Annotated in this window: 13 protein-coding genes, 2 tRNA genes and 2 rRNA genes; 7 read left to right on the top strand and 10 right to left on the bottom strand. The window is 40.5% G+C overall.

Annotation, left to right across the window (positions count from 1 at the left end; all coding sequences use genetic code 11):
* Window positions 1-78 precede the first annotated feature (78 nt).
* The 5 genes from AU255_RS18660 (at window position 79) to recD (ending at window position 5824) form a co-directional block, all read left to right on the top strand.
* Window positions 79-155: transfer RNA gene (locus AU255_RS18660), tRNA-Ile, on the top strand.
* A gap of 173 nt (window positions 156-328) precedes the next feature.
* A tRNA-Ala gene (locus AU255_RS18655) sits at window positions 329-404 on the top strand.
* Window positions 405-776: 372 nt separating this feature from the next.
* A 23S ribosomal RNA gene (locus AU255_RS18650) occupies window positions 777-3659 on the top strand.
* A 166-nt stretch (window positions 3660-3825) separates the two neighbouring features.
* A 5S ribosomal RNA gene (gene rrf / locus AU255_RS18645) occupies window positions 3826-3940 on the top strand.
* Between the two features lie 258 nt (window positions 3941-4198).
* The gene (gene recD / locus AU255_RS18640) at window positions 4199-5824 is read left to right on the top strand and encodes an exodeoxyribonuclease V subunit alpha (protein ID WP_080524390.1); all 1626 of its coding nucleotides are present in this window, start codon (window positions 4199-4201) and stop codon (window positions 5822-5824) included.
* A 60-nt stretch (window positions 5825-5884) separates the two neighbouring features.
* Here the strand turns inward: recD and ubiK are convergent, their stop codons facing one another.
* The 10 genes from ubiK to AU255_RS18595 all read right to left on the bottom strand — a co-directional run bounded on the left by ubiK (window position 5885) and on the right by AU255_RS18595 (window position 13736).
* The gene (gene ubiK / locus AU255_RS18635; RefSeq protein ID WP_080524389.1) at window positions 5885-6133 is read right to left on the bottom strand and encodes a ubiquinone biosynthesis accessory factor UbiK; all 249 of its coding nucleotides are present in this window, start codon (window positions 6131-6133) and stop codon (window positions 5885-5887) included.
* Between the two features lie 45 nt (window positions 6134-6178).
* Entirely contained in the window at window positions 6179-6757 is a 579-nt protein-coding gene (locus AU255_RS18630; RefSeq protein ID WP_080524388.1) for a MarR family winged helix-turn-helix transcriptional regulator, read from the bottom strand.
* A gap of 99 nt (window positions 6758-6856) precedes the next feature.
* Window positions 6857-6952 (bottom strand): transposase, encoded by a 96-nt coding sequence (locus tag AU255_RS21525; protein ID WP_143736027.1) that lies wholly within the window; start codon window positions 6950-6952, stop codon window positions 6857-6859.
* Window positions 6953-7131: 179 nt separating this feature from the next.
* The gene (locus AU255_RS18625) at window positions 7132-8583 is read right to left on the bottom strand and encodes a metallophosphoesterase (protein ID WP_080524387.1); all 1452 of its coding nucleotides are present in this window, start codon (window positions 8581-8583) and stop codon (window positions 7132-7134) included.
* 157 nt (window positions 8584-8740) lie between these two features.
* Window positions 8741-8977, bottom strand: coding sequence for a hypothetical protein (locus AU255_RS18620; protein WP_080524386.1), 237 nt, complete (start codon window positions 8975-8977; stop codon window positions 8741-8743).
* A gap of 899 nt (window positions 8978-9876) precedes the next feature.
* Window positions 9877-10218 (bottom strand): hypothetical protein, encoded by a 342-nt coding sequence (locus AU255_RS18615; RefSeq protein ID WP_080524385.1) that lies wholly within the window; start codon window positions 10216-10218, stop codon window positions 9877-9879.
* A 107-nt stretch (window positions 10219-10325) separates the two neighbouring features.
* Window positions 10326-11426: a hypothetical protein gene (locus tag AU255_RS18610; RefSeq protein WP_080524384.1), complete on the bottom strand. Its 1101-nt coding sequence runs from the start codon at window positions 11424-11426 to the stop codon at window positions 10326-10328.
* A 221-nt stretch (window positions 11427-11647) separates the two neighbouring features.
* Complete coding sequence (locus tag AU255_RS18605; RefSeq protein ID WP_080524383.1) at window positions 11648-12379, bottom strand: AAA family ATPase; 732 nt, start codon at window positions 12377-12379, stop codon at window positions 11648-11650.
* Window positions 12376-12816, bottom strand: coding sequence for a hypothetical protein (locus AU255_RS18600; protein WP_198942696.1), 441 nt, complete (start codon window positions 12814-12816; stop codon window positions 12376-12378). Before AU255_RS18600 ends, AU255_RS18605 begins: the two co-directional genes overlap by 4 nt.
* Window positions 12816-13736: a hypothetical protein gene (locus tag AU255_RS18595; protein ID WP_080524381.1), complete on the bottom strand. Its 921-nt coding sequence runs from the start codon at window positions 13734-13736 to the stop codon at window positions 12816-12818. Before AU255_RS18595 ends, AU255_RS18600 begins: the two co-directional genes overlap by 1 nt.
* Before the next feature lie 353 nt (window positions 13737-14089).
* On the opposite strand from AU255_RS18595, the gene AU255_RS18590 reads away from it, so the two are divergent.
* Both AU255_RS18590 and AU255_RS18585 read left to right on the top strand, forming a co-directional pair.
* A complete protein-coding gene (locus AU255_RS18590) occupies window positions 14090-14359 on the top strand; it encodes a phage integrase N-terminal SAM-like domain-containing protein (RefSeq protein ID WP_080524380.1) in 270 nt (89 codons plus the stop codon).
* A gap of 186 nt (window positions 14360-14545) precedes the next feature.
* Window positions 14546-15097: an REP-associated tyrosine transposase gene (locus AU255_RS18585; protein ID WP_080524379.1), complete on the top strand. Its 552-nt coding sequence runs from the start codon at window positions 14546-14548 to the stop codon at window positions 15095-15097.
* The last annotated feature ends 142 nt before the right edge of the window (window positions 15098-15239 follow it).

Genomic DNA, 15239 nt, shown 5'->3' with positions numbered 1-15239 from the left:
AGCATGCAATGCTGTATGAGTATCCACAACAAATTATTTTGATCAAAGAAATCGAGACTGACCTTTAAAGCACTAATTGGGTCTGTAGCTCAGTTGGTTAGAGCGCACCCCTGATAAGGGTGAGGTCGGTGGTTCGAATCCACCCAGACCCACCAATTTTGCGCTATCCTGCGTTAAATAATGCAACATGTACTTTTACACGTACATGGTCACATTATTGACCTTGTCTGGCACAAAATACTAGTAAGCTATAAAGCGATGAAGAAACGCATTACTTTATAACGGACTAGACTTAAAAGGGGACGTAAAAAGCCCACAAACCAGTCATGGGGCCATAGCTCAGCTGGGAGAGCGCCTGCCTTGCACGCAGGAGGTCGGGAGTTCGATCCTCCCTGGCTCCACCATCACTCGATAAAACGAATTAGCTAATAATTAATTCTATAAACTTTAAACGCAAGCAGACGGCTTGCGGAGAGAATTTATAGAATTAGTTGATTAAACTAATAAGCTCTTTAACAATTTGGAAATCTGTAAAGTAAACTAAAGAAAGTTTATGGATTATGCGATGTTAACTATTTTAACAATAGAAGACAACACATAAAAAATAAGCGAACTAAAAGTTTCAAACGAGTTTAAGAAATAGACTTTTCACGCAAGTGAAGAGAAAAAGAAATAAATGAGTTCTCAAGCAGAAAAAGCGAAAATGTCAGCTGACATATAATTCAAGCGATCGAAAAGCCTCGCAAGAGGGCGTGTAAGACGTATTTGGGTTATATGGTCAAGTGAATAAGCGCATACGGTGGATGCCTAGGCGATAAGAGGCGAAGAAGGACGTTGTAGGATGCGATAAGTCGCGGGGAGTTTTCAAACAAACTTTGATCCGCGAATTTCCGAATGGGGAAACCCAATCTGCATAAGCAGATTATCCTGACCTGAATACATAGGGTCAGAGAAGCGAACCGGGAGAACTGAAACATCTAAGTACCCCGAGGAAAAGAAATCATTGAGATTCCCTAAGTAGCGCGAGCGAACGGGAGTAGCCGAGTCTTTTGCGATAGTGGAACAGACTGGAAAATCTGGCGATACAGGGTGATAGCCCCGTACACGAAATCAAAAAAAGAACGTATTAAGTAGGGCGATGCACGTGAACGTTGTCTGAAGATAGGGGGACCATCCTCTAAGGCTAAATACTACTTATCGACCGATAGTGAACTAGTACCGTGAGGGAAAGGCGAAAAGAACCCGGAGAGGGGAGTGAAATAGATCCTGAACCGTATGCGTACAAGCAGTAGGAGCGGACTTGTTCCGTGACTGCGTACCTTTTGTATAATGGGTCAGCGACTTAATCTTAGTGGCAAGCTTAACCGAGAGGGGAGGCGTAGCGAAAGCGAGTCTTAATAGGGCGTTTAGTCGCTAGGATTAGACCCGAAACCGGGCGATCTATCCATGGCCAGGTTGAAGGTGGGGTAATACCTACTGGAGGACCGAACCGACTTATGTTGAAAAATGAGCGGATGAGCTGTGGATCGGAGTGAAAGGCTAATCAAGCCCGGAGATAGCTGGTTCTCCTCGAAATCTATTTAGGTAGAGCCTCGTGTATAACTGTTGGGGGTAGAGCACTGTTACGGCTAGGGGGTCATCCCGACTTACCAAACCGTTGCAAACTCCGAATACCAACAAGTTCTAGCACGGGAGACACACGGCGGGTGCTAAGGTCCGTCGTGAAAAGGGAAACAGCCCAGACCGTCAGCTAAGGTCCCAAAATCTATGCTCAGTGGGAAACGATGTGAAAAGGCACAGACAGCCAGGAGGTTGGCTTAGAAGCAGCCATCCTTTAAAGAAAGCGTAATAGCTCACTGGTCGAGTCGGTTTGCGCGGAAGATTTACCGGGGCTAAGCATAGTACCGAAGCTACGGATCTTACTTTTAGTAAGGTGGTAGAGGAGCGTTCTGTAAGTCTGTGAAGGTCAATTGAGAAGTTGGCTGGAGATATCAGAAGTGCGAATGCTGACATGAGTAACGATAATGGGGGTGAAAAACCCCCACGCCGAAAGCCCAAGGTTTCCTGCGCAACGTTAATCGACGCAGGGTTAGTCGGCACCTAAGGCGAGGCCGAAAGGCGTAGTCGATGGAAAACAGGTTAATATTCCTGTACTTGTTATAACTGCGATGGGGTGACGGAGAAGGCTAGGTCAGCATACGATTGGTAGAGTATGTTTAAGCAGGTAGGGAGAGCGTTTAGGTAAATCCGGACGCTTATATTCTGAGATGTGATGACGAGCTTTTCCTTGTGAAAAGCGAAGTGATTGATGCCATGCTTCCAAGAAAAACCTCTAAGCTTCAGGTTAAAACAAGCCGTACCCCAAACCGACACAGGTGGGTGGGATGAGAATTCTAAGGCGCTTGAGAGAACTCGGCTGAAGGAACTAGGCAAAATTGTACCGTAACTTCGGGAGAAGGTACGCCTTTTGTAGGTGAAGCGACTTGCTCGTGGAGCTGAAGAAGGCAGCATTAAATTGGTGGCTGCGACTGTTTATCAAAAACATAGCACTCTGCAAACACGAAAGTGGACGTATAGGGTGTGACGCCTGCCCGGTGCTGGAAGGTTAATTGATGGGGTTATCTTCGGAGAAGCTCTTGATCGAAGCCCCAGTAAACGGCGGCCGTAACTATAACGGTCCTAAGGTAGCGAAATTCCTTGTCGGGTAAGTTCCGACCTGCACGAATGGCGTAACGATGGCCACACTGTCTCCAGCCGAGACTCAGTGAAATTGAAATTGCGGTGAAGATGCCGTATACCCGCGGCTAGACGGAAAGACCCCGTGCACCTTTACTATAGCTTTACACTGGACTTTGAACCTACTTGTGTAGGATAGGTGGGAGACTATGAAACCATGACGCTAGTTGTGGTGGAGTCAACCTTGAAATACCACCCTGGTATGTTTGAAGTTCTAACCTAGGCCCCTTATCGGGGTTGGGGACAGTGTATGGTGGGTAGTTTGACTGGGGCGGTCTCCTCCCAAAGAGTAACGGAGGAGCACGAAGGTACCCTAATCCTGGTCGGAAATCAGGAGTTTAGTGCAATGGCATAAGGGTGCTTGACTGCGAGACGGACAGGTCGAGCAGGTACGAAAGTAGGTCATAGTGATCCGGTGGTTCTGAATGGAAGGGCCATCGCTCAACGGATAAAAGGTACGCCGGGGATAACAGGCTGATACCGCCCAAGAGTTCATATCGACGGCGGTGTTTGGCACCTCGATGTCGGCTCATCACATCCTGGGGCTGAAGCAGGTCCCAAGGGTATGGCTGTTCGCCATTTAAAGTGGTACGCGAGCTGGGTTCAGAACGTCGTGAGACAGTTCGGTCCCTATCTGCCGTGGGCGTTTGAGATTTGAGGGAAGCTGCTCCTAGTACGAGAGGACCGGAGTGGACGAACCACTGGTGTTCGGGTTGTCATGCCAATGGCATTGCCCGGTAGCTACGTTCGGACAGGATAACCGCTGAAAGCATCTAAGCGGGAAGCCCCTCCCAAGATGAGATCTCACTGGATATTTAATATCCCTGAAGGGCCGTTGAAGACTACAACGTTGATAGGCAAGGTGTGGACGCGCAGTAATGTGTGAAGCTAACTTGTACTAATTGCCCGTGAGGCTTGACCATATAACACCAAATACGTTTGGCTTTATATCAAAAGCAGACAACACGTTTTTACTGTAAGAGAACGACATTTAAACTCAGACAGCACAGATTTCCAATGCTTTAACTGTAAAGTTAAAGGAGAGACGATTGATACTCATACTAAGGAGTAGTCAATTAACACCGATTGCTTGGTGACCATAGCGAGCGTGAACCACCCGATCCCATCTCGAACTCGGAAGTGAAACCGCTTAGTGCCGATGATAGTGTGGATTTATCCATGTGAAAGTAGGGAATTGCCAAGCTCTTAATTCTAAAACCCAAACTCTAAACAGTTTGGGTTTTTTTTTGCCTGCTACTTTGTTGTACAATAACTCAACTCTAGAAAACGGTAATAAAAAACCTTGGTAGGGCGCGGCTTTAGCCCGCCTTAAAGTGCAACACTGTCATGCTGCATGTTGCAAAGGCGGGCTAAAGCTGCGCCCTACAGTATAGTTATCAGTTGCTCAGGCTACTCGATTAATTCTCATTTATTATTTGCCTCTTTCTAAATGGATGTTTTTATGCAGGATGAAATATCTCTAAGTCGTTTAGACTATGCTTTTGCGCGATTTATAACTCAATTAAGCGTATTGGATCCCGAAAAAGCCAAAAAATTTAACCCGATTATTGCACAGTTGTCTTATGCTCAGAGCCAGGGCCATAGCTGTATTGAACTTAATACTGCAGAACAAGGATTAGTACTAGCTTCTGGAATGGCTGATGATGCTGGAAAATGCCCTTTAGTTCTGGAAAATAAACAACTATATTTGCAGCGTTACTGGAGTTATGAATGTCAATTGGCAAAAAAAATTGCCGATCTGATTGCTACAGAGCGTTCAATAGAAACTCCAGACACGATCATTGAGCAGTATTTCCCGGTTAGTATGGCAACCGATTGGCAAAAAAACGCTGCAATTAGAGCGGTTAAAGACCCTTTTACAATTATAACGGGTGGTCCAGGTACTGGAAAAACAACTACAGTCGTTAAAATACTTGCTTTATTACAGGAATTTTCAAAACAGCCATTAAATATTGCACTAGCTGCCCCTACTGGAAAAGCAGCAATGCGATTACAGCAATCAATAGGTCAGAGTAAGCGTACGCTACCCTGTACAGATGAAATTAAGCAGGCAATTCCTGAGCAGGTAATCACTCTGCACCGCTTATTAGGGGCCAGACCTCCTTCTCCTTATTTTAAATACAATAATGATAACCCTCTGCCCTTTGATATTGTGGTTATCGATGAGGTATCAATGATTGATTTGCCATTAATGAGCAAATTATTGAATGCTTTAAAGAATGATACCCGATTGATTTTATTGGGGGATAAAGATCAATTGGCTTCGGTTGAAACGGGAACCGTCCTGGCTGATTTAACAAGTGCATTGCCAGAATACACACAGGAACTAAAAAAATCCTATCGATTCTCAGGACATATAAAAACATTTGCAGATGCTGTTAATCAACAAAGAGAGCAAGATGCCTGGGAGTTGCTGAGTCAAGATCATGCACAGGTGTGTTTATTAAAAGATGATTTAATCGATTACATTACTAATAAGCAAGTAGCCTATTTGCAGCTAATTTCTGAAGGAGCTGAATTTACAAGTTGCTTTGTTGCATTCAATGCATTTCAGGTGCTTTGTGCAACTCGCCAAGGTGTGAATAGTGTGGATGATATTAATTATCATGTAGCTCAAAAGTTAAAAGAAAAAAAATTAATACAAAGTTCAGGGGAGTGGTATAGCGGGCGACCCATTATGATTGTTCAGAATGATCCTGTGTTGCGTTTATATAATGGTGATATTGGCCTCTGCATGCCAGACACAGAAAATGGTGGGCAATTAATGGTTTTTTTCATAATGCCGGATGGTTCGATAAGAAAGTATATGCCAGCACGGCTATCAAATTGTGAGACTGTATTTGCCATGACTATTCACAAAAGCCAGGGCTCTGAATTTAATGAAGTGCTGTTGGTTTTACCGGAATCGATGAATCCTATTTTAACTAAGGAACTTATTTATACAGGTATTACCCGTGCTAAGGAATCACTTAAGCTGACGACTAATAAAACAGTATTTTTAGAAACTATTCGACGTAGGGTTGAACGTTCTGGAGGTTTAACCAATAGAATTAAAAAAATGATATGAAACTATTTCTGAGCGTAGCATAGAGCGGGCAATTGCCCACCCCCACTTTTGTACGGTTGCTTACTTTGAAAGTTGTTGTTCCATATCGGCAACACGTTGTTCGAGATTGTCTAGTTTAGAACGTGTTTTGGCTAATACACCTTTTTGTACTTCAAATTCCTCCCGGGTTACTAAATCCATTTTACCTAAAGCGCCTTGTAAAATGGCTCGAAAATTTTTCTCCATATCTGCTTTTAGATTAGCAAAACCAGGAGGAATAGCATCACTTAAGCGTGTGGCAATATCATCAATAGACTTTGGATCAAACATTTTTATTCCTGAGTAAAGTATGTAAATAAAGTTTAGTTGACTCAGTTAAACTAAGCCAGAATTGGTAACAGAGATAAATTCTCGACAAATTTTTTCTATATCAGCCTGATCTAAAGGCTGTTGCATTAATAGGCAGTAGTAGTGATCGTTTTCCTCACTGAAGGTAATGCAGTTCTTGCACTGGCCAAAACTACTTGTGCCATTAACATTTTGTAATGCAACTAATGCTTCATATAGCGCGGCAGTGATAGAATCAAATTGCTTATTGGCAATGGCTTGTTCAGCTTTGATAAACACGTCAAAAGGAGTAATACTTTTGAGGAGCTTTTGTCCCGGAGCTAAAATTTTCAAATGCACACTGCGTTTATCAGCAGCATCTTGCTGCTTTTCAAGATAACCTTTACGTTCTAGAACCTGAAGCGTTTGGGACACGGTACCTTTGGTTAAGCCTAAATAATCAGTGACCGCTGCTGGTGTATCACTAAATCGATTGCAACTAGCTAAGTAATCAAGTGTCTGGATATGCACTGGCTGCAGTCCTAACGCTGAATATTTTTTTCGCTGCTCAGCTCTCAGCAAAGTACTGATACGTTCAATTAATTTTAAAGTTGTTAGTTCTTGCATGGCAGTATCTTATCACTACTCAGGGCAGGCATAAAATAAACTCAACAAAATATTGGCTCTATGTGAAATACCGTGGGTAATCGACAATAACTTACCACATTAGGAAGTAAATATTGCTAATAAACACTCAATATTGCGATAGCCTCTTGCACTTCGTTTGGTCAATTGAACCTTACTATTAATAGCCTTCTTCAATACGAAATGAGTCTAAACTGACAAAACCAGATAATCTGTTCTTGATGAAGGAATGAAAGCCATTATTAATATTAGGAACAAATTAAAAAGAGGGTATTTAATTCGTACCCGCCCCCAGTTACTCAGAAACCAGACTCTTTTATAAGCGAGATGCAAGAATTTTATCTGCGTATGCGCCTTTATGGCTCAGCTTGACATATGGAACCTGGTAAGTTTGAGCTGTTGCATGTTGCGAGCTTTTTTGTGCCATCGCGAAGCACACCATGCCATGAACCATCAGTCTTATATGAGATCGTTAAATAACCAAATTGAACGATGGTGTCAATGTTAGCGAGCTGATCATCAATGAGATCTTTGAATGAACCTTCCGTAGCATGAGAAGTGAGTGCTACACCACTATTACCGACGAGCAACTGGGGAGGACGCTGGCTGGGGAAAGTGAGTGATTGAAACAGATGTTTGTGGCCGGATAAGACGAGCTTTACAGCGGATGGCAGTGCGGTGTTTTTACTGTTGGCAAGGGCTTTCTGCAGCGTTACATTGACCGCTTGTTTACCCTTATTCTTGATTCCCCAAAATGGTCGGTGAGTGACTAACCAGCTTATTGTCTGATTCGTGCTCATCGCTGCGAGTTGATCAAGTTGCCTGGTGTAAAGCGTGGTTGTCTCCTGCGGATCATAACCATCACAAGCATTGGCGCTGTCTAAAACGAGTAACTGCAAGCCAGTCAATTTTAGTTGATAAGGCTCGACAAATTTAAGATGAGAGAGAACATTGCGATCCGGTTTGGCTAGATCGCCTTGATCTGGGCAACTTAATTGAGGCATAGCTGCACCGTTCAAATTGCTGCCCGGGCCGAGAAAATAGAACCAGCCCGGCCCCGCTCGACTGCAGAGCTCATGGTTACCTCGTGCAAAAACCCACGGGGCGCTCATTAACAGAGGTTCGGCGGGCCGGAAAAAATCATCGCGCCATTTTTTCCAGTGGTCGGCTTTCGAGCTGCCAAGCGCATTCTGACTATAATATGGGCCCTCCAGCTCGCATTGCGAATCGGTGGGGGAGTTATCACCTGCATCGTAGATGGGGTGTTTTTTGCCCTTGAATTTCAGACTCCCTTGGGTTCCTCGATAGTTATAATCCCCCATATGGAGAATCAAATCGGCAGGCTGTTTTGCGGCATCAATAGCCAATTGGCCAAAAGGTTGAGCGCTCTCACCTTTCGTGCAGTCTTTCTTTTTACAGCCGCTGTCACCGATGACAAGAATGTTTACTGGAGAGCGTTTAACTGCGGCAAACTTGATGTTGGTGCCGAGTATAGTCAACGTACGGTTGAATGGGATGATCGCTTCACAGACCGTTACCGGGAAGTGATTTGAGTCTGGATTGTGACGCGGGGTAGTAGGTATCGACTCTTGTTCGCTGGATAAAGTTGGACAGTCCGCATTGACACCATCAATTACCGTGCGTGCATAGATGAGCGGGTCGCCACTTTGAGAAGGGGCGAATAGCGTGTAGGCGGCATGAATGGTCGGTTTCTCAGCTACGGAAAGAGTCGAACAGCCGGTTAATAAAGCCGAGAAAATTAAGCTTAAAATAGCCGTTCTGCTTGTTTTGTTGTTTAGGTGTTCCATGATATTTTGAAATAAAATTGAATAACTGGGTTCAGGGTAAACTTATTTTCTTCTAACCATTTGCTTAGCTCAGACCAGCGGGAGTCTACGTGTTATTTCATAAGCTTCCGGGTTACAGTACAAGTCGACAAATAGGGAATACTGATGCGAAAAAACTCTAAAAAGGAATATCATCATCAAAATCTGAGTAATTCTCTATGCTCAGGTGCAAACTACAGCTATCACCCCCAAATCCCAAATTATCAAAATTAAAATCAAGCTTTTTAATGTTGACGTGATATTCATCCCCAACTAGATCAGCAATGGCTTTTTCCACGGCTTGTTCAATTTCTCCGACACTTAATTTTTTAAGTTTGTTTTCAATACGCTCTACTTGTTGTTTTTTTTTGGCCATTTTATTAGTCTCAGAAAATTAATTAACAAGAAAAACTAAAAGTTGCTTTAGTTAACCCACTTACCTTCGATTAATTATACGCACAGTTATTTTTCTTGGCCAAATCTAGTGGTTTTAAAAGAGCTGAAATCAGGCATTATGTTTTTTAAACTACCTTTGCTAGCTTTATTAACGTGCATTTTGCGGCATACTTCATTTCCCAGTAGACACTTTTGTTGTTTTTTACCTGGGAGCGCGGGCGGCTCGCCTGCGTATGGTTAATAAAAGCGGGCAAGTTGTGTCCGCGCTCCCAGCACTTACACAATAGAAAAATGTAAACTAGATTAGGGGGAATATGAAAGATACCTGCTTTTCGAGCAGAAATGACACAGATCTTACTTTCTCCGCATTCAACATGAACTACGGGCAAGATATTTAATAAAGTCCCATGCCTAAAGTTTTAAATCGTTGTTTATCATGGTTTATTTGAATTCGCAATTCGGGACCTGACCCTCTGTTTCTCTGACCCTCTGTTTTCTCTCTAGCTTGAAAGGCTCAGACACTGAGCGGCATATCTGGGTCAATACCGGTAAAAATCGAACACCCTATTCTGTAATTTTCCTTGCTCGAATAGCGTGCAAATATGTTCAGTTTGATCTTCCAGCGGACTATCTAGAATTAGCGCAGACGATGTTGAAAGGATATTTTGAGAAGCTGGAGGCTGTCTAAATTCGTGGGGATACCTCAGGGTTTGACCCCTTTTCCCAGAGGTTCGATTCATCAATCGGGCTGATCAGCAAAAAGCTATTTTCATAGAGCGGATTTAAACGACTTTCCACTATCCCACCGGACTTGTCCAACAAACGGTTCAGATTGTGGCTCGCTTCGCGATCACAATCTAACCTTGTTCGTTAGATTTCTTAGCCATTCGGCAACAAAATAGGAACTGAAAATTTAATTCTGCTCGATGACGCGTTGGTTGCATCAGATTTCCCTTGGGAGCCTAGGCCTACAGGGCCAACAAAAACACCTATGCCACCTTTGGTTTCCGTGCCTTCAGTAGTTGTAACAGCAACATCAAATTCAATTTGCTGTACAGGTTGACCATTTTCTGAGTTCCACATCTGCAAGCCTTGGTCAGTTCTAAAAGTAATCGAACTGGAATTGATCGAACCTCCATTTTCCTTGTAGTACTCCTGAGCCTCTATAACTCCATCAACAATTTCCTTCAATGTTTCTGCAACAAAATCTTTGAGCTTCATAGTCCGTTCCTTTTAAATCTAACGCCCACATCACTTGACGTAAAAAGGGGCGATTTTTTTGCATCGCAAAAAAAATGACGCTTTTTAGGGGCAAGTGGATGTGATTGTTATGCTTTTGGGGCCAATGGTTTTAATAGTTTTTCACCAACAGTAATAAGTTTATATTCTACACCATCAACAGATTCACTGAATACTCTATCACTTTCATCAAAAGATGCCGCAACAATACTTTGCAAAGCCCCCTCTTTAGACAAAGCTTTAAATAATGAATTTATACTACTAACCGCCATTGAGTGCTGAGCTGGTTCATCAAAGACAAGAAAACCAAGATGATTTCCATTATATTTATTTGAAACTGAATATATAGATATAAGATATGCCCAAATTAACCGCACAAAATCACTTGCAGAAGAGTCCGATTTTATATCTGTATTAACTTCTCTTAACTCTATTCCTGATAAATAAGGAAATAAAGTAGGGTTTATTTCTATATCAGTAGTTGGTGCGCTCCTAAAGCCAAACAGTTGAGCTAGGCCTCTAAAAGAAGTCTGTAATTCACGCAATTTTTTAGAGTCATAATTCGACATTTTTCTAGTAGGTATTCTCGCCAGTTCTCCTCTAGATTTTTTATATTGAATGCTAATAATTCTCAATTTTTCAATTGATTCATTTATAAAATCAATCGCATTCGTTAAACCTGAAACTTTATCTTCTAATTGAACTTTTAACCTAACCTCACTTTCACTGACTACGTCGAATGCTCGTAAGTCTTTTTTTAAACTTAAACAAAACATTCTTTTATCAGAGATTTCCTCAGCTAATCCAGTAGATTGAATCTCAAGTTTTTGGATAGACTGTTCTAACCCCTTTAAATATCTAGCAACCATTTTACGTTGGCTATCTAAGTATTTTATATTTTCATTAAGGCTCATTGGTTGAACAAGCGTATCTGCAAGCAATAATGAATCATCAACTTTCTGATGACAAGATGGGCAACAGTCCTTGGCTATTTCTAAGTTTTGTTCTGCGCCAAACTCTTTAAGTTTTAAGGCAATTTTATTCTTTTTTAACTCTTCCTCAATACCTATTTTTGTATTTGTATACTCCTGTAATCTAGATTTTGCTAGTCTAATATCTGAATTGCTGTTATCTAATGATGATATTAATTTGTCTAGTTCATTTTTAGACTGATTATATGAGTTGATCAAGTCACCAGAGGAATTATCACTAAATGAGGTTCCTTTTTTTTCTATTATTTCAATTCTATTAACTAGATCTCCAATATATGAATATACTTGGATTTCTTTATCATCTGATATTTTATTAAGCTCAACCAGTTTCGGGTCAAAATCATCAACTACAGTTTCTCTAACCCCTAAAACAATAACTGAACTTTGTTCAGCAGAAAATTTCAGTTCAAACCTTTCTTCTACCCATTTTTTTGAATTTGTGATATTTCGGACAATATTTTAGCTCTTTGCCTTTCATTCTCAAAAATATCTAAGTCCAAGATAAATTCCACTATTTTGGTTCTTACATCCCGTATTGCATAGTAAGGTGTGTTAGCAATATAATCTGTCCAACCTCTTTTTTGTTCAATTAGAAGAGCAGAAAATATTGTTTGTAAATATAGTTTTATTTCACCTCCATTAGACCCAGCGACTGTAGGTAACTCTAATGCCATAAATTTTTCAATATACGAGAAAAAACCTGAATTATTTCCTTGCGCAGAGCCTTTATCATGAAGATATGTTGGAATTACTTTATAAGAACTATCGTCTTTAGATAGATAGGCTCCTTGTATAATTTCAACTAACTTTGAATCTTTGTTTTCAGAAACAATAGCTCGTTTTAATGTTATAACTTCACCCAACTTATTCTCAATCTCAACCATTACATATGAAGATGATATTTTAATTTTGTCTTTTTCAGTGCCTTCAACATATTCCTTTAGCGCATATGGTAAAACCTTTACTCCTTTGCCCCCAACCAGCTCTTCCATTCCTAGGGAGTAAATTAAGGCATTGATTAATGTACTCTTCCCCGAAGAGTTATTACCTCTAATAACGTTTAATCCTGTGCCAAACTCACATTTAAACCCATAATCACCAGATGCGGTATAAAGCAAAATTTCAAATTTTTTGATTGATATTCCAATCATTCCCACTCCTCAACAATACTTTGAACCATTCCTTCAGTAATCCTGCAACCGATTGATTTTAAGAAACTATATTCTCCTTCTAAAATATCATCCTCACCAATTTTTTTTATGTAATTAACGCCCTTGTCTGTTAATTTATAAGACACACCAGACATCTCAACGAGCTTTTCACCTAAAGAGTATTGAAGTGCAAAATTCACTGCTGGGTCAATACCCCACACACCAAAATGAACTTTATTTTTTTTAGCGGATTCAAGAAGAATAGATTTTCTTCTTGAATCCTTTATTGCCCAGCTTATCAAGTGGATTCTTATTAGACTTGACTTTTTCCCTCTGGAGCATAAAAAGAGAATCAATAAAACCTGTGTTATTTTATACAAAGGTCTATAGTCAGCCAAAATTGGCATTGGTTTTCTATGAAAGGTGATTTTATTCATCACTCAATATCTAACGGGCAAAGTGCCAACCATTTAGAGGTTGTTTCATCTGCTATTTTATAGCGTTCAGCCTCACCTAATGAAGGAATTGCTTCCCCAATTCTTACCCCTAGTTCATCTTTTATTTTAGAAATTAGAACCTCAGAATCACCTTGCCATGTGATACATAACTCTTCAACTTCACTTTCATACTGGCTAATTACTCGAATTATTTGGAAATATATTTCAGAAGCTTCTTTTTCTATTTTTCCTAAAAAGGTATCACCATCAGTCCATTTTTTGGACGTTATTTTATTTAAACGATTATGTTTTTTCTCATCTATTGCACCATTAAAAATGCATCGCTTTTCATTCTTGCGGCTAATATTTTTTTCATATTCATTCATATCCTTCAAGGGTATATTTTCGATATCATCTAACGCTGATAAAAAAATAAGTTTATTTCCTTTTGCGCTCTGAATTTCATGTATTTCTTTAGCGTAAAAATCAGCATCTTTTAGGATTACTTTAAAATCAGAAGCTATTATTGATAGATTCCAAAGTTTCACTTCTTCTTGTTTTGTTTGAGAGTGTTTTAATAATTCATTATCAGTAATTGATGGTGATAAAAAAATCCATTCTTTTATTTTATTGCTACCTATTCTGCTTTCAATATCAGCTTCATATTTTTTAAGCTTATTAAGATCTTTCGTGATCTTATCTCTTTGCTTATCATATAACTCTTTTTGAGTGTAATGCCTATCTGGACAGTAGCATTGGAAAGCAACTCCATTATTTTTTATAAATCCTTCAATACCAAAATCACCAGGAGATGCAGGCATTTCTTGATAATTTTGATCTCCATATTTTGACTTGAAAACAAGCTGGCACAAATCTTCCCATGTATCACCATTGAAAGTACCATACTGAGTTTGAATCATTTATTATCAAGCTCCATTCTAAAAATCCATGATTAAAAGGCGAATATAAGTTCTATAAGTATAGATTATTAATATTTCTGATATTATTTTAGCCCTTAAAAGAATTTGGAGCTGGTTTTGAGCATAATGCCGAGTTGAGGTGCCAGTTTGCCCTATAATCAGCCTGGCGCGGGTAACTATTACTTATCAAGCATATTTTCCCTAAGAACTAAATATTACTCTAAAATTCAGGAATATTTGCCTGATTTATTTCTTATCAGGCAAATGCTCCCTGACAAGTTGATATTCGCATGCAATTCGGGCAGAATTGTTTACTAATATATTAGACCTGAGTTTAGTTACTAGAACCCAATATGTCAATTCAAAAAAACGGTAAACTACTGGATGATGTTCGGCAGGTTCTGCGTGTTAATCATTATTCAATTCATACGGAAAAGATTTATTGTGACTGGATTGCTCAGTTTATCAAGTTTCATAAAATGCTTGATCGTTCTGAACTCAATATTAATCCTGAGGAAAAAGTAGAGCAATTTCTGACCTATTTGGCGGTTGATCGCAAAGTACGTTTCTACACAAAATCAGGCTATGAACGCTTTAGTTTTTTTATACAAACGGGTGCTTGATAAGCCTCTGGAAAAAACAGTCGATGCTATTCGTTCGACTAAAAACAGGCAGATTCCTGTTGTTTTGACACAGGATGAAGCCCGGTAGGGTGGGCAGGCTTTTTTGCCCACCTTGTTTATCGGCCAATGGTGGGCAAACGGTAAGGCTGTTTGTACACCCTACGTTGAATATGGGAGGACGTTGTTATGTCGAATTACCGCCGTGCGGATACACCGGGGGCTTGTTATTTCTTTACTGTGGTAACATTTCGACGACGGAATATTTTAACCGATGAGGGTTCTCGCGTCTGGTTACGTAATGCGCTAGGCAATACACGAAGACGCTATCCATTTACAATTGATGCCTGGGTATTGTTGCCCGATCATCTTCATTGTATTTGGACCTTGCCGGAAAATGATAACGATTTTTCGGTGCGCTGGAATGGTATCAAAAGGCAATTTACAAAGTCTGCAAAGGATAGCTTACACAAACCTGAATGGCTTAATGCCTCAAAGCAAAAACATCGGGAAGGCACCATTTGGCAAAGACGTTTTTGGGAGCATCAAATCCGTGATGATAATGATTACCAGCGACATATGAATTATATTCATTACAATCCGGTTAAGCACGGTCTGGTAAAGGCTGTGAGTGAATGGCCATATTCGACATTTCATCGCTATGCCAATCAGGGGATATATCCGACTAATTGGGGTGGCAATAAATTAATTCAAGACGATGATATGGATTACGGTGAGTAGGGTGGGCAGGCCTTTTTGCCCACCGTGTTTATCGGCAAATGGTGGGCAAACGGTAAAGCTGTTTGCCCACCCTACGAATTGTAGCGTATTTGCAGGAAATTAGGTTTTTAGTGCATTTGAAAAATGACACAGCGCATGAGTG

It is taken from the genome of Methyloprofundus sedimenti (genome assembly GCF_002072955.1).
Classification (GTDB): domain Bacteria; phylum Pseudomonadota; class Gammaproteobacteria; order Methylococcales; family Methylomonadaceae; genus Methyloprofundus; species Methyloprofundus sedimenti.
Note: the sequence above shows the minus strand (reverse complement) of the source record. Positions and strands in the feature narration are given on the sequence as shown.